General features: G+C 65.6%; 19 protein-coding genes. 14 read left to right on the top strand and 5 right to left on the bottom strand.

Annotation, left to right across the window (positions count from 1 at the left end; genetic code table 11):
• The first annotated feature begins 33 nt into the window (after positions 1-33).
• The 5 genes from HZB49_RS13015 (at position 34) to HZB49_RS12995 (ending at position 5,149) form a co-directional block, all read left to right on the top strand.
• Positions 34-1,428, top strand: coding sequence for an OmpA family protein (locus HZB49_RS13015; protein ID WP_291611896.1), 1,395 nt, complete (start codon positions 34-36; stop codon positions 1,426-1,428).
• A gap of 2 nt (positions 1,429-1,430) precedes the next feature.
• A complete protein-coding gene (locus HZB49_RS13010) occupies positions 1,431-1,727 on the top strand; it encodes a hypothetical protein (protein WP_291611895.1) in 297 nt (98 codons plus the stop codon).
• 267 nt (positions 1,728-1,994) lie between these two features.
• Positions 1,995-3,062, top strand: coding sequence for a lysylphosphatidylglycerol synthase domain-containing protein (locus tag HZB49_RS13005; protein ID WP_291611893.1), 1,068 nt, complete (start codon positions 1,995-1,997; stop codon positions 3,060-3,062).
• Positions 3,063-3,096: 34 nt separating this feature from the next.
• The gene (locus HZB49_RS13000; protein WP_291611891.1) at positions 3,097-4,395 is read left to right on the top strand and encodes an ATP-binding protein; all 1,299 of its coding nucleotides are present in this window, start codon (positions 3,097-3,099) and stop codon (positions 4,393-4,395) included.
• A gap of 115 nt (positions 4,396-4,510) precedes the next feature.
• On the top strand, positions 4,511-5,149 hold the full coding sequence (locus HZB49_RS12995; RefSeq protein WP_291611889.1) for a cation transporter: 639 nt from the start codon (positions 4,511-4,513) through the stop codon (positions 5,147-5,149).
• A gap of 60 nt (positions 5,150-5,209) precedes the next feature.
• Here HZB49_RS12995 and HZB49_RS12990 read toward each other — a convergent pair whose 3' ends face one another.
• Together HZB49_RS12990 and HZB49_RS12985 are read right to left on the bottom strand one after the other, a co-directional pair.
• Positions 5,210-6,400, bottom strand: coding sequence for an MFS transporter (locus HZB49_RS12990; RefSeq protein WP_291611887.1), 1,191 nt, complete (start codon positions 6,398-6,400; stop codon positions 5,210-5,212).
• A 79-nt stretch (positions 6,401-6,479) separates the two neighbouring features.
• Positions 6,480-6,806, bottom strand: a complete 327-nt coding sequence (locus HZB49_RS12985; RefSeq protein WP_291611886.1) for a metalloregulator ArsR/SmtB family transcription factor — start codon at positions 6,804-6,806, stop codon at positions 6,480-6,482.
• A gap of 277 nt (positions 6,807-7,083) precedes the next feature.
• Here HZB49_RS12985 and pstS point away from each other — a divergent pair, with 277 nt between their 5' ends.
• The 6 genes from pstS to phoB all read left to right on the top strand — a co-directional run bounded on the left by pstS (position 7,084) and on the right by phoB (position 12,460).
• Positions 7,084-8,094, top strand: coding sequence for a phosphate ABC transporter substrate-binding protein PstS (gene pstS / locus HZB49_RS12980; RefSeq protein ID WP_291611884.1), 1,011 nt, complete (start codon positions 7,084-7,086; stop codon positions 8,092-8,094).
• 237 nt (positions 8,095-8,331) lie between these two features.
• A complete protein-coding gene (pstC, locus tag HZB49_RS12975; RefSeq protein WP_291611882.1) occupies positions 8,332-9,321 on the top strand; it encodes a phosphate ABC transporter permease subunit PstC in 990 nt (329 codons plus the stop codon).
• Between the two features lie 3 nt (positions 9,322-9,324).
• Entirely contained in the window at positions 9,325-10,170 is an 846-nt protein-coding gene (gene pstA / locus HZB49_RS12970; RefSeq protein ID WP_291611880.1) for a phosphate ABC transporter permease PstA, read from the top strand.
• Positions 10,167-10,988, top strand: coding sequence for a phosphate ABC transporter ATP-binding protein PstB (pstB, locus tag HZB49_RS12965; RefSeq protein ID WP_291611878.1), 822 nt, complete (start codon positions 10,167-10,169; stop codon positions 10,986-10,988). The genes pstA and pstB overlap by 4 nt, the downstream gene beginning before the upstream one ends.
• Positions 10,989-10,999: 11 nt before the next feature.
• Positions 11,000-11,713 carry a phosphate signaling complex protein PhoU gene (phoU, locus tag HZB49_RS12960; protein ID WP_291611876.1) on the top strand — a complete coding sequence of 238 codons (714 nt, stop codon included), beginning with the start codon at positions 11,000-11,002 and terminating at the stop codon, positions 11,711-11,713.
• A gap of 36 nt (positions 11,714-11,749) precedes the next feature.
• The gene (gene phoB, locus HZB49_RS12955; RefSeq protein ID WP_291611875.1) at positions 11,750-12,460 is read left to right on the top strand and encodes a phosphate regulon transcriptional regulator PhoB; all 711 of its coding nucleotides are present in this window, start codon (positions 11,750-11,752) and stop codon (positions 12,458-12,460) included.
• Between the two features lie 144 nt (positions 12,461-12,604).
• Here phoB and HZB49_RS12950 read toward each other — a convergent pair whose 3' ends face one another.
• Positions 12,605-13,114, bottom strand: coding sequence for a GcrA family cell cycle regulator (locus tag HZB49_RS12950; protein ID WP_291611873.1), 510 nt, complete (start codon positions 13,112-13,114; stop codon positions 12,605-12,607).
• Between the two features lie 478 nt (positions 13,115-13,592).
• Between HZB49_RS12950 and HZB49_RS12945 the strand changes: the two genes are divergently transcribed.
• The 3 genes from HZB49_RS12945 (at position 13,593) to HZB49_RS12935 (ending at position 16,934) form a co-directional block, all read left to right on the top strand.
• Positions 13,593-14,801 (top strand): aspartate aminotransferase family protein, encoded by a 1,209-nt coding sequence (locus HZB49_RS12945; RefSeq protein WP_291611871.1) that lies wholly within the window; start codon positions 13,593-13,595, stop codon positions 14,799-14,801.
• A complete protein-coding gene (gene argF / locus HZB49_RS12940; RefSeq protein ID WP_291611869.1) occupies positions 14,801-15,727 on the top strand; it encodes an ornithine carbamoyltransferase in 927 nt (308 codons plus the stop codon). Before HZB49_RS12945 ends, argF begins: the two co-directional genes overlap by 1 nt.
• 196 nt (positions 15,728-15,923) lie before the next feature.
• Positions 15,924-16,934, top strand: coding sequence for an Hsp33 family molecular chaperone (locus tag HZB49_RS12935; protein WP_291611867.1), 1,011 nt, complete (start codon positions 15,924-15,926; stop codon positions 16,932-16,934).
• Positions 16,935-16,957: 23 nt separating this feature from the next.
• Here the strand turns inward: HZB49_RS12935 and HZB49_RS12930 are convergent, their stop codons facing one another.
• Both HZB49_RS12930 and apaG read right to left on the bottom strand, forming a co-directional pair.
• On the bottom strand, positions 16,958-17,677 hold the full coding sequence (locus HZB49_RS12930) for a trypsin-like serine protease (RefSeq protein WP_291611865.1): 720 nt from the start codon (positions 17,675-17,677) through the stop codon (positions 16,958-16,960).
• 24 nt (positions 17,678-17,701) lie between these two features.
• Positions 17,702-18,094, bottom strand: coding sequence for a Co2+/Mg2+ efflux protein ApaG (gene apaG / locus HZB49_RS12925; protein ID WP_291611863.1), 393 nt, complete (start codon positions 18,092-18,094; stop codon positions 17,702-17,704).
• Positions 18,095-18,202 lie beyond the last annotated feature (108 nt).

Raw genomic sequence — 18,202 nt, 5'->3', positions numbered from 1 at the left:
TTCTCTCCGTTCTCCCAAACCGCGGGAACTTGGATGCACGGACTTTTCAGGTGGAGCAGCAAATGGTGGCCGGGTGCGATTGCGCTGGTCGTCCTTTGGGCCCTTGCCACCTGGACGAGCACCGAACCGCTGGAGGGCGATCTTGCTGCGCGCTCTAATGCCGCAGTCAGGGATGCCGTGCTGGACAAGAAGCGGGTCACGGTCGCCGGCCGCGACGTCAGCTTCGCCGCCGAGGCGTTCTCCGCCGATGGCCGCCGCGCGGCGCTTTCCGCCGTGGAGAGCGTGCCCGGTGTCCGCCTCGTCAACGACGAGACCCGCCTGGCCCCCGAGGCAACGCCCTTTGTCTGGTCCGCCGAACGCGACGTCGTCCGGGTCACGCTGTCAGGCAGCGCGCCGCTGCCGCAGGTCAAGGGCAGGCTGCTCGAGGCGGCGAAGGCCGGTGGTGGCAATGTCGAGGTCGCCGACCAGATGAGGCTGGCGCGCGGCGCGCCGCCGCGGTTCGATGCCGCCGCCCTCTTGCTGCTCGACCAGCTCGGCAAGCTGAAGGACGGCAAGCTCACGATCTCCGACGACAAGATTTCGCTGTCGGGCATGGCGCGCGAACTCGGCGGCCGCGAAGCGATCGCCTCCGCGCTGAAGAATCTCCCCGAGGGTTTTTCGGTCGCCGCCAACGACGTCAAGGCGCCGCCTTACGTCTTCCAGGCCTACAAGGATCCGGTGGCCTCGACGCTGACGCTGACCGGCAACGTGCCCGACAAGAGCGTTCACGCGGCCCTGATAGCGACGGCCGGCCGCAAATTCTTCGCCGAGAAGGTGGTCGACAATCTCAAGGAGAGCATCGGCGCCCCCGCCAGTTTCGCGGCGGTGATGGGGCCGGCGCTGAGCGCGCTGTCACGGCTGTCGACCGGCACGCTGGTGGTGACGGATCGCGAAGTAAAACTCTCGGGCGATGCGCTCTATGATGCCGCCGCCGCGCAGATTCGCGCCGGTCTCGGCAAGGAGCTTCCGCCGAACTGGCAGTACAAGGCCGAGATTACCGTGAAGCCGCCTTCGGCGCCGGTCGACAATACCGTCTGCCAGCAATTGTTCGCGGATCTGCTCACCAAGACGCGCATCCGCTTCGAATCGAGCAAGGCCGATCTCTCGCCGGACTCGCTCGGCCTGCTCGACCGCCTGACCGAGACGGCGCTGCGCTGTCCCACCGCCAACATCGAGATTGCCGGGCATACCGACGCCGACGGCGATGCAAATGCCAATCAGTCGCTGTCCGAGCGGCGCGCGCAGGCGGTGGCGGATTATCTGGTGCGCGGCGGCCTGCCGGCCAACCGCTTCACCGCGGTCGGCTATGGCAGCGCCCAGCCGATGGCCGGCAACGATACCGAAGAGGGCAAGGCGCAGAACCGGCGCATCGATTTCGTGGTGAAATGATCATGGCCTATGTCGCGCAATTCTTCTGGGGCTGGCTGCTGGCATCGCTGCTGCTGGGCTTGGCCATGGGCTGGATATCCGTGGTCCAGCGCGGCGAGGGCGTCACGGGCGCGTGGGGACGCGCGCTCTGGGCGCTGGTGGGCGTGCTGCTGGCGCTTGCAGTGAGCCAGGTCGTCCCCGGCCGTCCCGGCTACTGGCTCGATCTTGGCCTTGTCATGTTCGGCCTCTATCTCGCCGGCTGCGTCGTCGGGTCGTGGCTGCGCGCCCGGGTGGTCGCCCGTACCGCCCCGCCGGCCTGATCGGGAGGCTGCCGGACTGCGGGCCGCCTCGCGCGGCCGTCAAGGCCTTAACGTTTTCGAAAGGAGAGGCCAGAATGCAGCAATTCCGTGCATCTGCTGTCATGGACGGTGCCTAATATGTTGAAGAATCGCGTGTTATTCTCCGTCTGGTGAATTCCGTTTCGCCCCGAAACGCGCTACCAGAGGCCAAAGGGGAGCAAGCGCGGGCGAGGGCGGCGGCGAAGTTCGCTGGCGGTCACTGCCGTCGCATCGATATTCGAGGTCTAGATGCTGGAAGCCATCCGCAGGTTCATCGCGTTCCTGCGCCACAAGCAAATCCTGCACAAGATGGGTGTGGTGATCAGCATCGCCGTTATCGGCACTGCTTGCTATGTGCTTTATCACATGCTTCGCGGCATCGACGTCGCCGAAGTCATCGACGCCATCAAGGGCACCGAGCCGCGCCAGATTGCGCTCGCGGCGCTGTTCGTCGCCGCCGGCTACTTCACCCTGACCTTTTACGACTGGTTCGCCGTGCGCGCGATCGGCCGCACCGACGTGCCCTACCGCGTCAATGCGATGGCGGGCTTCACCTCCTACTCGATCGGGCACAATGTCGGCGCCAGCGTCTTCACCGGCGGCGCGGTGCGCTACCGCATCTATTCCGCCTGGGGGCTGAACGCGATCGACGTCGCAAAGGTCTGCTTCCTGGCAGGCCTCACCTTCTGGCTCGGCAATGCCGCGGTGCTCGGGATGGGCATCGCCTGGCATCCGGAGGCCGCCGCCAATATCGACCAGCTTCCGGTCTGGCTCAATCGCACCGTCGCCTTCATCGCCATCATCGGGTTGGCCAGCTATGTGGCCTGGGTCTGGACGAAACCCCGCGTGGTCGGCCGCGGCCCCTGGACAGTGACCCTGCCGGGCGGCCCGCTGACGCTGCTCCAGATCTGCATCGGCATCGTCGATCTCGGCTTCTGTGCGCTTGCCATGTATGTGCTGACGCCGGATGAGCCCAATGTCGGCTTCGTCACGGTGGCCGTGATCTTCGTCTCGGCGACGCTGCTCGGCTTTGCCAGCCATTCGCCGGGCGGACTCGGCGTGTTCGACGCCGCCATGCTGGTCGGGCTCTGGCAGATGGACCGCGAGGAGTTGCTCGCCGGCATGCTGCTGTTTCGCATGCTCTATTATATTGCGCCCTTCGTCATATCTGTAATCTTGCTGACGCTTCGCGAAGTTATCCTCGGTGCACGATCGAAGCGGCTGCAAAGGCTCGCCGCCATAGCCGAGGCCCAGACGCGGGTCGAACCGAGGCGCGAGGCCGTCTATGTCCGCGAGCGCGGAGACGGCGGCGCCTGATCCAGGACGGAGGGTGTTTTCCAGTGAAGCGGCGATGGCGATAGACGAGACCCCTTCTTCCATCTTCTCGCCGTGGCCGGACCGGCTGCGCCATGCGGCCATCATCCTGCTTGCCGCCGGCCTCGGGCTGACCGTGCTGATGACGCTCGGCCATCTGCCCGTGCTGCATGCCGCCGCCGTATTCGTCCTGATCGCCGCCGCCGCGCTGGTGCCGTGGCGCCTGCATGACGCCGCCGCCTCGCGCGACGATGTCCGCACCGAGGATCCGGTCGAGGCCGCCGCCGTCAATGCCATCGTCGCCGGCATGCCCGATCCCGCCGTGCTGCTCGACCGCGCCGGCCGCGTCATCCACCTCAATGCCGCCGCAAGCCAGCTCGCGCCGGCGCTGCGCAAGAACGAGCTCGCCCAATTCGCGCTGCGCTCGCCCGAGATCATCACGGCGCTGCGCGAGGCCATTGCCACCACGCAGACGCGCCGCGCCACCTATCTCGACCAGGTGCCGGTCGACCGCTGGATGGAACTCGTCATCACGCCGGTGCCGGTGCCCACGCGATTCGGCGGCGCCGACAAGTGCATGCTCATGACCTTCCACGATCTCACGCCGCTGCGCCGGGTCGAGGAGATGCGCGCCGATTTCGTCGCCAATGCCAGCCATGAATTGCGCACGCCGCTGGCCGCGCTCTCCGGCTTCATCGACACGCTGCAGGGTCCGGCCAGGGACGATGCCAAGGCGCGCGAGCGCTTTCTTTCCATCATGCAGGCGCAGGCCAAGCGCATGGCGCGGCTGATCGACGATCTCCTGTCGCTGTCGCGGGTCGAATTGTCGGCGCATGTCCGCCCCGACGCGCTGGTCGATCTCGTGCCGATCATCCGCCAGGTCGTCGACGGGCTCGAGCCGCTGGCGCGCGAACGCCAGGTCGAGATCGAGGTCGATCTGCCGGATCCGCCCGTCACCATCGCCGGCGACCGCGAGGAATTGCTGCGGCTGTTCGAGAACCTGATCGAGAACGCGCTGAAATACGGCGCCTCCGGCGGCAGGATCGTCGTCTTGCTCACCAACGCCGCTGGCATCGACGGCGCGCCGGAATACCGGGTGATGGTGCGGGATTTCGGCCCTGGCATCGCACCGGAACACCTGCCGCGCCTCACCGAGCGGTTCTACCGGGTCGATGTCGGCGACAGCCGCGCCCAGGGCGGCACGGGGCTCGGGCTGTCGCTGGTCAAGCACATTCTGGCCCGCCATCGCGGCCGGCTCCTGATCGAGAGCGTGCCGAAAAGCGGGGCGACCTTCACCGCCTGTTTTCCCCAGCTCAGGCCGCCGACGACGGACTAATTCACGGTCCCATGTATCTCGCCTGGCCGCTTCAGCCAGCGCCGGACAGCGACGGCTGCCCCATGTGATTGTGTAACACATCGATCCGGCCCATATATCCGCGGGGGAGGTCGGCATGGCGAGTTGCGGCGGCTGTTGCGGCAGCGAGGTCAAGTTCGAGGGCCTTTCCCCGGACTACAAGCGGCGGCTGTGGGCCGTCATCGCGATCAACGCGGGCATGTTCGTGCTGGAGACGGCCGGGGGTCATCTGGCCGGATCGAATGCGCTGCAGGCGGACGCTTTGGATTTCCTGGGCGATGCCCTCACCTACGGGAACACGCTGGCTGCGATCGGCGCAGCGGCGGCGACCCGGGCCAGGGCTGCGCTCTTCAAGGGCTTCACCCTCTTCCTGATGGGATTGTGGGTGTTCGGATCGACAGCGTACCACGTTGTCGTTCTTGGCATTCCCCGTGCCGAACTGATGGGCGCGATCGGTTTCCTCGCCCTTGCCGCGAACCTTACGAGCGTACTTCTCCTGATGAAATACAGGGATGGCGATTCCAACATACGCTCCGTTTGGCTGTGCTCGCGGAATGATGCCATCGGCAATGTCGCGGTGATGGTCGCCGCCGCAGCCGTATGGCTCACTTCATCGAAATGGCCCGACCTGATCGTCGCCGGCCTGATGGCCGGATTGTTCCTGTGGTCCGCATTCCAGATTCTCCGTCAGGCATTGGCCGAGTTGCGACAGCCGGTCGGCATCGCGGCGGAGTAGCCTCGCGTTCGATTTTCTAGCTTCGCTGCACGAGCGGATGCCACAACAATGCGTGGATCATCATGGTGTTCGCTCCGCCGATGCCGGCGCGATCGCCGGGGCCGGCGGGCATTTGATGACGAAGGCTGCCGCGCCGCATAGCAGGGAAAGCCCGCAACTGACCGTCAGAACCATCGCGTAACTTTCCGTCAGGTCGATGCTGGCTGCGAAGGGGAGAGGCCCCAGCGCCGCGCCCGCGATGCCGAAGACGAATGACGTTCCCCGGATTGCACCAAGATGATCGCGCCCGAAATACTGGGCGAAGCCGGCGGCGTTGATCGCTTGCTGCGAGCCGTATGCGCCGCCGAGGCTCAACGCATAGAGCCAGCTTGCGGCAACGCCGCTGCCGAACGCGGGTAAGGCCGTGGCGAGCGCAAGCAAGCCCATGGCAAGCGGAACCAGGCGTCGCGGCTCATGACGATCCACCAGAAATCCGGTGCCAAGCGTGGCAGCAGCCTGAACGCCGCCGGCGAGCGCCAGCAGCATCAGCGAATCCGCATGCGCGACGCCGGCGGTCCGCATGATCGAGAAGTGATTTAGCAACAGGGCCGTGCCGACGGCATTGGTCAGGAAGCCGGCCGCACAGAGCAGCCAGAACACGCCGGTGCGCAGCGCTTGCTCTCGTGAAAACGACGGCTCCGGCTCAAAGTGTTGCGCAGCCAGCGGAAGCCCGGCGTCCGTGCTGAGGCCAAATTTCTCCGGACGGTCCCGGAACAGCAGCGCCGCGACCGGCAGAATGGTCAGGGCGAGGAGTCCGGCCAGCACAAGATAGGCGCCTCGCCAGCCGAACAGTGAAATGAGTGCGTCGATCAACTGCGGAAAGACAATCGAGCCGGCCGCGAGCCCGAGGCTGGCCGCAGCGGCCGCAATCCCGCGCCGTCGCACAAACCACAGATTGACAACCTGCTGGCTCACGAGGCTGAGGCCGCCGATCGCTGCGCCGCGCAACAGCGCAAATCCGATCAGCAGCGTCAGTGCCGACTGAACGCTCGCCATGAACACGCAGGCGAGCGCAAGCGCAGCGGCGATGATGGCACCGGTGGAGCGCGGTCCATGCCGGTCGATCCAGCGGCCGATCGCCGGCGCCGGCAGAATTCCGGCTAGCGTGCCGGCTGCATAGGCGGTCGCGGCCGTCGTGCGCGAGATGCCGAGCTCGGTGGTGATCGGATCGAAGAAGACGGAAACGCCCGCCGTCTGGCCGGGCAGGGTCATGAAGGAGCCGAATGCGCCGGCCCCCAGTACGATCCAGCCATAGTGGATGGCGGGCTTCGGGCGGACCGGCTGCTGCAGGTCAGCTTGCACGACGTCCGGCCTCTGCCGGCAGATCGTCCGAAAATCCTTCGCAACAATGCTCCCGCAAGAACCCGATGATCGAGTCCATGCGATGGTACTGGGCGCGGCAGATCACTTCGCGCCCGACCCTTTGCTGTGCGACGAGCCCTGCGCTGACCAATCCCCGCAGATGAAAGGCCAGTGTCGATGCTGGCAGCTCGAGCCGGCTCTGAATTTCGCTGATCTTGAGCCCGCCGGGGCCGGCGCGCACCAGAAGCCGATAGATGTCCAGGCGGGTCAGGTTGCCCAATTCGGCGAGGCAGCGCGCGGCGAGTTCTCGGTCCATCGGCCTTCATACCCTCGGGGCGCGGAAAACACAACTACAAAACTGGTTTTATGGGTTCTTTGAAAAGCATCCCGAAGAGCGGGGCGGCCTTCGCCGCCTGTTTTCCCCAGGCCAAGCCGGCGTCAGTTGAATAAATCTAAGCGATTTCAGGTGCTTGGCACTGTCATCCAACTGTCACCAAACCTTCGTAAAAGCTCTACCGACCGCTCCTAGACGGACCGGCGGGAGAGCGCACTCGGGCGCATCGGCGCTTCGCTCCCCAGATGGAGACCACCCCATGAATTTCATCAAGACCATCGTCGCGGCCGGCCTGGTGGCGGCGTCGACCTCGGCCTTTGCCGCCGACATCACCGGTGCAGGCGCGACCTTTCCGTTCCCGCTCTATTCGAAGTGGGCTGACGCCTACAAGAAGGAGACCGGCAATGGCCTGAACTACCAGTCGATCGGCTCGGGTGCCGGCATCAAGCAGATCGTGGCCAAGACCGTGACCTTCGGCGCCAGCGACATGCCGCTCAAGCCGGAGCAGCTCGAAAAGGACGGCATGATCCAGTGGCCGCAGGCGATGGGCGCGCTGGTGCCGGTCGTCAATCTCGACGGCATCAAGCCGGGCGAGCTGGTGTTCACCGGCGAATTGCTGGGCGACATCTATCTCGGCAAGATCAAGAAGTGGGACGATCCGGCGATTGCCAAGCTCAATCCGAAGCTGAAGCTGCCCGGCGACGCCATCACTGTCGTGCGCCGTTCGGACGGTTCGGGCACCACCTTCATCTGGACCGACTTCCTCTCCAAGACCAATGCCGAATGGAAGGCGAAGGCGGGTTCGGGCACCGCGGTCGAGTGGCCCACCGGCGTCGGCGCCAAGGGCAATGAAGGCGTTGCCGGCAACGTCAGCCAGACCAAGAACTCGATCGGCTATGTCGAGTACGCCTACGCCAAGCAGAACAAGCTGACCTACGGCGCGCTGGTCAACAAGGCCGGCAAGACCGTGCAGCCGACCATCGGGGCGTTCCAGGCCGCGGCGGCCAATGCCGACTGGGCCGGCTCCAAGAACTACTACGTGATCCTGACCGACCAGCCCGGCGATGCGTCCTGGCCGATCACCGGCGCGACCTTCATCCTGATGCACAAGGATGCGACCGATAAGGCGGCCTCGCAGGAAGCCATCAAGTTCTTCAAGTGGGCTTTCGAGAAGGGCGACAAGATGGCCGAGGAGCTCGACTACATCCCGATGCCCGACTCCGTCGTCAAGCAGATCGAGAAGACCTGGTCGGCCGAGATCAAGAGCTGACCGGGCGGGCGGAGCGCGCGCCCGGTCATTTGCGATGCGCCAATTGGCGCATCGGAGGGCGCGAGTGAAACGAGCGAGCCCGGAATCTCGAGATTCCGGGTCTGGTCCTCCGCCTTGGCGCCGAGCGCCAAGGCGCACGGACCATCCCGGAATGACGCGGGTAATCGTCGAAGAAGACCGCCTCAAAACGTGGCGGCGCGGGTCGCGTTGAATACATAGGGGACAGGCGTGGCAGAAATGGCGGTTCAGAGCGACGTGATGGATGCGGCCGGGCCCTACGATCGCGCCAAGGCCCTCAGCGCGTTCAAGCTCGGCGATACGACTTTCTACTGGGTTACGCGCGCCTCCGCGATTTCGGTCCTGCTCATTCTCGGCGGCATCATCATCTCGCTGATCGTCGGCGCCTGGCCGGCGATCAGGGAATACGGCCTGTCGTTCCTGTGGACGCAGCGCTGGGCGCCGTCGGCCGATCCGCCCGTGCTGGGCGCGCTCGGCCCGATCTACGGCACGCTGGTCACCTCATTCATCGCCATGCTGATCGCGATTCCCGTCGGCATCGGCATCGCCATCTTCCTCACCGAGCTGTGCCCGCAATGGGCGCGCCGCCCGATCGGCATTGCGGTGGAACTGCTCGCCGGCATCCCCTCCATCATCTACGGCATGTGGGGCTTCTTCGTGCTCGGCCCGTTCCTGGCCGACAGCTTTCAGCCGTTCATGATCCGCCTGTTCGACGGCGTGCCGATCCTCGGCACCATTTTCGCCGGCCCGCCGTCCTATCTCAGCCTGTTCAACGCATCGCTGATCCTCGCCATCATGGTGCTGCCCTTCATCACCGCGATCTCGGTCGACGTGTTCAAGACCGTGCCGCCGGTGCTGAAGGAAGCCGCCTACGGCGTCGGCTGCACCACCTGGGAAGTCGTCCGCTACGTCGTGATCCCCTACACCCGCGTCGGCGTTATCGGCGGCATCATGCTGGCGCTGGGCCGCGCGCTCGGCGAGACCATGGCCGTCACCTTCATCATCGGCAACGCCTTCCGCATCACGGGCTCGATCTTCTCGCCGGGCACCACGATCTCCGCGGCCATCGCCTCCGAATTCGCCGAGAGCGACGGGTTGCATCAGTCCGGCCTGATCCTGCTCGGCCTTCTGCTGTTCTTTCTGACGTTCATCGTGCTTGCCTGCGCGCGGCTGATGCTCCAGCGGCTTGAATTGAAGGCGGGGAAGTAGGCGATGAACCCGATCTATGCAAGACGCCGCCGCAACGACATCATCATCCGCCTGCTTTGCCTCGGCGCGGCCGCCTTCGGCGTCACCTGGCTGGCGCTGATCCTGTTCACCTTGTTCTACAACGGCCTCGCCGGCCTGAGCCTGCAGGTCTTCACCCAGAATACGCCGCCGCCGGGCTCGACCGACGGCGGCCTGCTCAACGCCATTGTCGGTTCGATCATCATGACGGTGATCGGTGTCGGAATCGGCGCGCCGCTCGGCCTGTTTGCCGGCACCTATCTCGCCGAATACGGCAGGCACGACAAGCTCACCTCGGTGATCCGCTTCATCAACGACATCCTGCTCTCTGCGCCCTCGATCATCATCGGCCTGTTCATCTATGGCGCCGTCGTGGTGCCGATGCGCGGCTTCTCGGCGATCGCCGGCTGTCTCGCGCTCGCCGTGATCGTCATCCCGGTCGTGGTGCGCACCACGGAAGACATGCTGCTGCTGGTGCCCAATCCGCTGCGCGAGGCGGCGTCGGCGCTGGGCCTGCCGCGCTCGCTGGTGATCAAGCGGATCGCCTATCGCGCCGCACGGGCCGGCCTCATCACCGGCGTGCTGCTGGCGACCGCCCGCGTCGCCGGCGAGACCGCGCCGCTGCTGTTCACCGCGCTGTCCAACCAGTTCTTCAGCCTCGACCTGACCAAGACGATGGCGAACCTGCCGGTTACCATCAACAACTTCGTGCAGAGCCCGTACGCCTATTGGAAGCAGCTCGCCTGGAGCGGCGCGCTTCTGATCACGCTGACCGTGCTAGCCCTGAACATTGGCGCGCGCATCCTCGGCGCCGAAAGGACCGCAAAATGAACGACCTTTCCGTATCGCTGAGTAGCGCCGCCTCCCTTCCGCCGCATGCGAACCTGCCGGAGGCCCCGGCCAAGGTGACCGCGCGCAACCTCAACTTCTATTACGGCGAGAATCATGCGCTGAAGGACATCAACCTGACGCTCGGCACCAACCGCGTCACCGCCTTCATCGGTCCGTCCGGCTGCGGCAAGTCCACGCTGCTGCGCATCTTCAACCGCATGTACGACCTCTATCCCGGCCAGCGCGCCACCGGTCAGCTGATGCTGGACAACACCAACATCCTCGACCCCAGGCTCGATCTCAATTTGCTGCGCGCCCGGGTCGGCATGGTGTTCCAGAAGCCGACGCCGTTCCCGATGACGATCTACGAGAACATCGCCTTCGGCATCCGCCTCTATGAGAAGATCTCCAAGTCCGAGATGGACGGCCGGGTGGAGAAGGCGCTGCGCGGCGGCGCGCTGTGGAACGAGGTCAAGGACAAGCTCAATGCTTCGGGCCTCAGCCTCTCCGGCGGCCAGCAGCAGCGGCTCTGCATTGCCCGCACCGTTGCGGTGCGCCCCGAAGTCATCCTGTTCGACGAGCCTTGCTCGGCGCTCGATCCGATCTCGACCGCCAAGATCGAGGAGCTGATCCAGGAGCTGGCCGAGGACTACACGATCGCGATCGTCACCCATAACATGCAGCAGGCCGCGCGCGTTTCCGACAAGACCGCCTTCATGTATCTGGGCGAACTGATCGAGTTCGATGACACCAACAAGATATTCACGTCGCCGAGCGACCGCCGCACCCAGGACTACATCACCGGCCGGTTCGGCTGAGGAGTTGAGCAATGGCTTCTGAACACACCGCGAAAGCGTTCGACAGCGACCTGCAGGAACTGACCCGGCTGGTCGCCGAGATGGGCGGGCTTGCCGAGCGCATGATCACCGATTCCGTCGATGCGCTGGTCCGCCGCGACGTCCCGCTGTCCAGGCGGGTGGTCGCCACCGACCTCGAGATCGACAAATTGCAGCATGTCATCGAGGAGCGCGCGGTGCTGACCATCGCCCGCCGCCAGCCGATGGCGGTGGATCTGCGCGAGATCGTCAGCGCCATGCGCGTTGCCATCGATCTCGAGCGGATCGGCGATCTCGCCAAGAACATCGGCAAGCGCGTCACCGCGATCGAGAGCGATTTCCAGCCGTTGAAGCTGATCCGCGGGCTGGAGCACATGACCGACCTCGTGCAGTCCCAGGTCAAGTCGGTGCTCGACGCCTACGCCTCGCACGATTTGCCGGCGGCGATGGCTGTCTGGAAGGGTGACGAGGAGGTGGACGCGATCTGCACCTCGCTGTTCCGCGAGCTGCTCACCTACATGATGGAAGACCCGCGCAACATCTCGTTCTGCATCCATCTGATGTTCTGCGCCAAGAATATCGAGCGGATCGGCGACCACGCGACCAACATCGCCGAGACCGTGTTCTACATGATCGAGGGTCAGCAGATGGTCGACAAGCGCCCGAAGGGCGACATGACGACCTTTGCGGCGACAGTGCCTGATTAACCGCGTATCAGGAACAAAACAGGATATACTGCACACATGAGCGCACGCATTCTGGTGGTGGAAGACGAGGAAGCGCTGACGACGCTCCTGCGTTACAACCTCGATGCCGAAGGATATGAGGTCGAGACCGTCGCCCGCGGCGACGAGGCCGACACGCGGCTGAAGGAACGGGTGCCCGATCTGGTGGTGCTCGACTGGATGCTGCCGGGGCTGTCCGGCATAGAGCTGTGCCGGCGCCTGAGGGCGCGCCCGGAAACCAAGCAGTTGCCGATCATCATGCTGACCGCGCGCGGCGAGGAGAGCGAGCGCGTGCGGGGGCTCGCCACCGGCGCCGACGACTACATCGTCAAGCCGTTCTCGGTGCCGGAGCTGCTGGCGCGGGTGAAGGGCCTGTTGCGGCGCGCCAGTCCCGAGCGGCTCGCCAACGTCCTGACCTATGGCGACATCGAGCTCGACCGCGAGAAGCGCCGCGTGGCGCGCTCGGGGCGGCCGATCGATCTCGGCCCGACCGAATACCGCCTGCTCGAATTCTTCCTCGAGCATCCCGGCCGCGTCTTCAGCCGCGAGCAATTGCTCGACAGCGTCTGGGGCCGCGACATCTATATCGACGAGCGCACCGTCGACGTCCATATCGGCCGCCTGCGCAAGCTGCTCAATCCCGGCCGCGAGCAGGACCCCATCCGCACCGTCCGCGGCGCCGGCTACGCGCTGGACGACCGTTTTGCGAAGGCGGAGCCGCAGACTTGAGTTGTCGTCCCGGCGAAAGCCGGGACCCATAGCCACCGATGTCAATCGTTGAAACAGGCTGGAGCTCCAGCCCGGCATAATCACGCGCATTCGTGGTTATGGGCCCCGGCCTTCGCCGGGGCGACACCGAATGCGTGGTAGCGCTCAGCGCCCCGGCGGCTTCGGCGGCTGGCGGCGGCGGTCGGCGGCGGGCTGGTAGGCGACGCGCGAATGGTGCGCGCAATAGGGCAGGCCGGCGAGCGCCTTGCCGCCGCAGAAGAAGAATTCCGGGCTGGAGGGATCGCCCACCGGCCAGTGGCAGGTGGCTTCGTTCAGTTCCAGCAGCGACAGCCGCTGGCTCATCGGCACCACATTGTCATAGGCGACCGGATCGGCTTCCACCTCGACCTCGAAGGCCTGGGCCAGCGCGGTGTTGCCGCGCGACATCGGGCGCGACACCCGCACCATCTGCGTGGGGCGGGCTTTCCGCGGCCGGGGTGCTGCCGTGGAGGGGGCCTTGGCGCGGCCGGAGAGGCCGAGACGGTGGACCTTGCCGATCACGGCATTGCGGGTCACGTTGCCGAGCTCGGCTGCGATCTGGCTGGCCGAAAGCCCGGATTCCCAGAGCTTCTTCAGCTGCTCGACGCGCTCATCGGACCAGGTCAAAACCGTCATCATGTTCTTCCTTTCGCCTCACACCGGCCGTTCTGGAGCGGCGCTGGCGATGCCAAATCCCGGAAATCCCTGCGGGCAGAATCCCCTCACCCTCGCCGGACAGGTGTGAACCGCGCCCGAACGTTTACGCCGCAAAAGGTACTAGGGATCAGAGTTGCCGCACGAGATGTCGTACCCGACGGAGGAAACGCTACAATATGCCGTGACTCCGGCGCAAGAGTCGGTCGCCGCGCTTCCACATGTTCCGTCTCGTATGCACCGGCTACCGGAATCGTACGGGTGCGGGGCTTTTTGCAGTGCACTCAGAGCCTTTTTGGCGTGTTGACAGCCATCGCCCCGCCCCTAAGATAGTTCCTGCGTGCCGCCTGCAAAGGCGGCACGTTTCGTTTTCCGCCGGCTCTGCCGATGCGACCTGCGCCAATGCACGCACCGCGCGGCCGGCCTCAAACCTGCTCTTGAACAGCCAAAGTCGACAGCCATGACCAACAGCGCCACGTCGCATCTGCTCCCCGTCTTCGCTAGGGTCGATCTCGGCTTCGAGCGCGGTGAGGGCGCCTGGCTCTTCGCCACCAATGGCGAGCGCTACCTCGATTTCACCTCGGGCGTCGCTGTCAATGCGCTGGGCCACTGCCATCCGCACCTGGTCAAGGCGCTGCAGGAGCAGGCGACGAAGCTCTGGCACATGTCGAACCTGTTCAAGAGCCCGGACGGCGACAAGCTCGCCGCGCGGCTGTGCGAGCAGAGCTTTGCCGACTACGTGTTCTTCTGCAATTCCGGCGCCGAGGCGATGGAATGCGTCATCAAGGTGGTGCGGCGCTGGCACGCCTCGAAAGGCCATCCCGAGCGCTATCGCATGATCACCTTCGAGGGCGCCTTCCACGGCCGCACGCTGGCGACGCTCGCCGCCACCGGTTCGGCCAAATATCTCGAAGGGTTCGGCCCGCCGATGGACGGTTTCGACCAGGTGCCGCATGGCGATCTCGAAGCCGTGAAGAAGGCGATCGGCCCGCAGACCGCCGGCATCCTGATCGAGCCCGTGCAGGGCGAGGGTGGCGTGCGAACCGCGCCGAATTCTTTCTTCAAGGCGTTGCGCGAGCTCTGCGACAAGCATGGCCTGCTGCTCGCCTTCGACGAGGTGCAGACCGGCATGGGCCGCACCGGCGATCTCTTCGCCTACAGGCGTCTCGGCGTCACCCCAGATGTCATGTCGCTGGCGAAGGCACTCGGCGGCGGTTTCCCGATCGGCGCGTGCCTTGCCACCGCCGAAGCGGCCAGCGGCATGACGCCGGGCTCGCACGGCTCGACCTTCGGCGGCAATCCGCTGGCGATCGCGGCGGCTAACGCCGTGCTCGACGTCATGCTGAAGCCCGGCTTCTTCGACCACGTGCAGAAAATGTCGCTGCTGCTCAAGCAGAAGCTCGCCTCCGTCGTCGACCGCTATCCGACGGTGCTGTCGGAAGTGCGCGGCGAGGGGCTGCTGGTCGGCGTCAAGGCCGTGGTGCCGTCGGGCGACCTGGTCAACGCGCTGCGCGACCAGAAGCTGCTCACGGTCGGCGCCGGCGACAATGTGGTGCGTTTCCTCGCGCCGTTGATCGTCAACGAGGCCGAGATCGATCACTCCATCGGTTGCCTGGAGCGTGCCTGTGCCGTGCTGTCGGCAACGGAAAAGAAGAAGGCGGCGGGTTGATGAGCAGTTCGCCACGACACTTCCTCGACATCAACGAGATGCCGACAGGGGAATTGCGCAACATCATGGACGCCAGCCTTGCCATGAAGGCGAGGCTCAAGGCGCACGAGAAGGGCAAGAAGCCGCTGGAAGGCAAGACGCTCGCCATGATCTTCGAGCGTCCCTCGACCCGCACCCGTGTCTCCTTCGACGTCGGCATGCGCCAGCTCGGCGGCGAATCCATCATGCTGACCGGCGCGGAGATGCAGCTCGGCCGCGGCGAGACCATCGCCGACACCGCGCGCGTTCTGTCGCGCTATGTCGACGCCATCATGATCCGCATCCTCAACCACGAGGCGCTGCTCGAGCTCGCGCAGTATGCCACCGTGCCCGTCATCAACGGCCTGACCCGGCGCTCGCATCCCTGCCAGGTGATGGCGGATCTGATGACCCTCGAGGAGCATCGCGGCCCGATCGAGGGCAAGACCGTGGCGTGGACCGGCGACGACAACAACGTGCTGGCGTCCTGGGCGCACGCCGCCGAGCGCTTCAAGTTCCAGCTCAATGTCGCGACCCCGCCCGAGCTCGCGCCCAAGAAGCCGCTGCGCGACTGGATCAAGGCGACTCAAGCGCCGATCATGCTCGGCACCGACCCGGAGGCCGCCGTGCGCGGCGCCGATTGCGTCGTCACCGACACCTGGGTGTCGATGGGCGACAAGGAAGGCGAGCACCGTCACAACGTGCTGCGGCCCTACCAGGTCAACAGCAAGCTGATGTCGCTGGCCAAGCCCGATGCGATCTTCATGCATTGCCTGCCCGCCCATCGCGGCGAGGAGGTCACTGACGAGGTGATCGACGGTCCGCAATCGGTGGTGTTCGACGAGGCCGAGAACCGCCTGCATGCGCAAAAGGGCATTCTGGCCTGGTGTTTCGACGCGGTGGCGTAAACAACAACTGTCGTCCTGGGCAAGCGAGCGTAGCGAGCGCGACCCGGGACCCATACCGCGTGATCTACCGGATTGGCGACGTGGTAGACACGGGGTGCACACAATTTGGGCCAGTGGTTATGGGTCCCTGCTTCCGCAGGGACGACATCGAGTGAACCCCTTTCGTTTCGCGACTTCAGACCCCAGATAGAACGCAATGGTTTCCCAATCATCAGAAACGAAAAACGCACCCGAGGCGCCGGTCCGCGCGCCCTCCGCGGTTCCCGTCGATGACACCGTATTGCCCTTCGAGGTCGCAGCGCTCGACCTGCGCGGCCGCCTGACTCGCCTGGGCCCCGCACTCGACGACATCCTGACCAAGCACGATTACCCCGCGCCGGTCGGCAAGCTGCTCGGCGAGGCCATCGTGCTGACGACCTTGCTCGGCACCTCCCTGAAATTCGAGGGCCGCTTCATCCTGCAGACCCGCACCGACGGCCCGGTCTCGTTCCTGGTGGTCGACTTCAAGTCGCCCGACCGCCTGCGCGCCTATGCCCGCTTTGACGCCAGGCAATTGAAGGAAGGCCAAAGCTCCGGTGAGTTGCTCGGCAAGGGGCATCTCGCCATGACCATCGACCAAGGCGCGGACATGAGCCGCTACCAGGGCCTGGTCGCGCTCCATGGCGGCAGTCTCGAAGACGCCGCCCACGAATACTTCCTGCGCTCCGAGCAGATCCCGACCCGCGTGCGCCTCGCCGTCGGCGAGGAATGGCGCGGCGGCGACGGGCCCAAGCACCGCTGGCGCGCCGGTGGCATGCTGCTGCAGTTTTTGCCCAAGGCGCCCGAGCGCGCCCGCCAGGCCGATCTGCATCCCGGCGACGCGCCGGAGGGCGTCGTGCATCATGTCGTCGCCGAGGACGACGCCTGGGTCGAGGGCCAGTCGCTGATCGGCACCGTCGAGGATGTCGAGCTGATCGACCCCAGCCTGTCCGGCGAGCGGCTGCTCTATCGTCTCTTCCACGAGCGCGGCGTCCGCGTCTTCACGCCGCAGCCGCTGCGCGCGCAATGCTCCTGCTCGCGCGATGCGGTCGCCGCGATGCTGAAGAGTTTTGCGCCGAAAGACCGCGCCGACATGGTCAAGGACGACAAGGTCGTCGTCACCTGCGAGTTCTGCAGCTCGGTCTACGAATTCACCCCGCACGAGGCGGGCGTGGAGGAGGGGACGTAGTCCTGCCCGCTCATTTGTCACGACTACCGCCCGCTCAGCTTCGCCTGCGTCTCCTTGATCCAGCTGTAATGCGCAGCGAGTGCGACGGCTCTCGTCCGCTTGTCGGAGATGCTGACGATCAGCCCCACCAGCGAATGCATGCCGCGATAGGAAAACAGCGGCCCGCCGGAATCGCCGGGTGCCCCGCCGGCGCGATCCTCGCTGACGCTGGTCAGGATCGCCCAGCCCCTGAAGGCGTTGGTGACGCGCAGCAACACCATGCGCAGCACCAGTGGCGACCGGGTTTCCTCGGCCGAAGCCTTGCCGTAACCGGCCGCGATCAGATTGTCGCCTTCGGCAAGGTGCCGCGAGCTCAGCGTCGCCGGGAGGAAGCGGTCGGGAAGCGGCGTTGCCAGCCTGAGCATGGCGAGATCGGGCGAGCCGGTGTCCCTGCGGCTGTACAGCGGATGCGGAACGATCTCGTCGACCGCGCTGAGCCGCGACGGGATGGTCTGCGATCCGCTGCCGGCGTGATCGCCGACCCAAACCTTCTCGCCGGGCACGATGCAGTGCGCCGCCGTCAGTACGATGTTCTGCGCCAGCACGACGCCGGTGCACCGCCCCTTCGGGTTGCCGATGGCGACCGTGTAGCGCTGAATGGTGCGGTCGGCGAGATCGGCGCCGACCAGCGCGGCGGCGCGGTCAGCGCACAGGACGGATGCGGTCAAGAGGACGGCGGTCGCAGCGAGGATCGTCCTGTGCATCAGCGCGATCCCGCATCCACCTCGTCAGTTCAACACCCGCTTCGCGCTCGGGCTGTCCAGCGAGAAGGTCGGCACGTCGATCTCGAACTGCTCGCCGCTCTCGCTGACCATCTGGTAGCGCCCGGTCATGAAGCCCGAGGAGGTCGGCAGCGGCACGCCGCTGGTGTATTCGAAACGCTCGCCCGGTGCGAGCACGGGCTGTTCGCCGACCACGCCGGGGCCGCGCACTTCCTGCTTCTTCCCCGTCGCGTCGGTGATGATCCAGTGGCGGGTCTTGAGCTGCACGGTCTCCTCGCCGGTATTGACGATGGCGATGGTGTAGGACCAGAAGAACTGGCCCTTGTCCGGCACCGAGCGCTCCGGCATGAAGGCCGGCTCGACCGTGACTTCGATCTGGCGGGTGACGGCGCGGTACATCCTGGGCGATCTTCCAATTGTGTGAGGTCATCATATCCAAACCGCCGGGCGGAACAACGCTCGCGCGGCGGTAACAATCCTGCCAGGAGCATGATCTGTCGCGGTTTC

This window comes from Bradyrhizobium sp. (genome assembly GCF_016219575.1).
GTDB lineage: Bacteria > Pseudomonadota > Alphaproteobacteria > Rhizobiales > Xanthobacteraceae > Bradyrhizobium.
The sequence above is the reverse complement of the archived record's forward strand: the minus strand, read 5'-3'. Positions and strand labels throughout refer to the sequence as shown.

Coding starts and splice junctions, on each gene's coding strand:
- HZB49_RS13015 (WP_291611896.1), top strand. CDS start 34: ATGCACGGACTTTTCAGGTGGAGCAGCAAATGGTGGCCGGGTGCGATT.
- HZB49_RS13010 (WP_291611895.1), top strand. CDS start 1,431: ATGGCCTATGTCGCGCAATTCTTCTGGGGCTGGCTGCTGGCATCGCTG.
- HZB49_RS13005 (WP_291611893.1), top strand. CDS start 1,995: ATGCTGGAAGCCATCCGCAGGTTCATCGCGTTCCTGCGCCACAAGCAA.
- HZB49_RS13000 (WP_291611891.1), top strand. CDS start 3,097: ATGGCGATAGACGAGACCCCTTCTTCCATCTTCTCGCCGTGGCCGGAC.
- HZB49_RS12995 (WP_291611889.1), top strand. CDS start 4,511: ATGGCGAGTTGCGGCGGCTGTTGCGGCAGCGAGGTCAAGTTCGAGGGC.
- HZB49_RS12990 (WP_291611887.1), bottom strand. CDS start 6,400: ATGACCCTGCCCGGCCAGACGGCGGGCGTTTCCGTCTTCTTCGATCCG.
- HZB49_RS12985 (WP_291611886.1), bottom strand. CDS start 6,806: ATGGACCGAGAACTCGCCGCGCGCTGCCTCGCCGAATTGGGCAACCTG.
- pstS (WP_291611884.1), top strand. CDS start 7,084: ATGAATTTCATCAAGACCATCGTCGCGGCCGGCCTGGTGGCGGCGTCG.
- pstC (WP_291611882.1), top strand. CDS start 8,332: ATGGCGGTTCAGAGCGACGTGATGGATGCGGCCGGGCCCTACGATCGC.
- pstA (WP_291611880.1), top strand. CDS start 9,325: ATGAACCCGATCTATGCAAGACGCCGCCGCAACGACATCATCATCCGC.
- pstB (WP_291611878.1), top strand. CDS start 10,167: ATGAACGACCTTTCCGTATCGCTGAGTAGCGCCGCCTCCCTTCCGCCG.
- phoU (WP_291611876.1), top strand. CDS start 11,000: ATGGCTTCTGAACACACCGCGAAAGCGTTCGACAGCGACCTGCAGGAA.
- phoB (WP_291611875.1), top strand. CDS start 11,750: ATGAGCGCACGCATTCTGGTGGTGGAAGACGAGGAAGCGCTGACGACG.
- HZB49_RS12950 (WP_291611873.1), bottom strand. CDS start 13,114: ATGACGGTTTTGACCTGGTCCGATGAGCGCGTCGAGCAGCTGAAGAAG.
- HZB49_RS12945 (WP_291611871.1), top strand. CDS start 13,593: ATGACCAACAGCGCCACGTCGCATCTGCTCCCCGTCTTCGCTAGGGTC.
- argF (WP_291611869.1), top strand. CDS start 14,801: ATGAGCAGTTCGCCACGACACTTCCTCGACATCAACGAGATGCCGACA.
- HZB49_RS12935 (WP_291611867.1), top strand. CDS start 15,924: ATGGTTTCCCAATCATCAGAAACGAAAAACGCACCCGAGGCGCCGGTC.
- HZB49_RS12930 (WP_291611865.1), bottom strand. CDS start 17,677: ATGCACAGGACGATCCTCGCTGCGACCGCCGTCCTCTTGACCGCATCC.
- apaG (WP_291611863.1), bottom strand. CDS start 18,094: ATGTACCGCGCCGTCACCCGCCAGATCGAAGTCACGGTCGAGCCGGCC.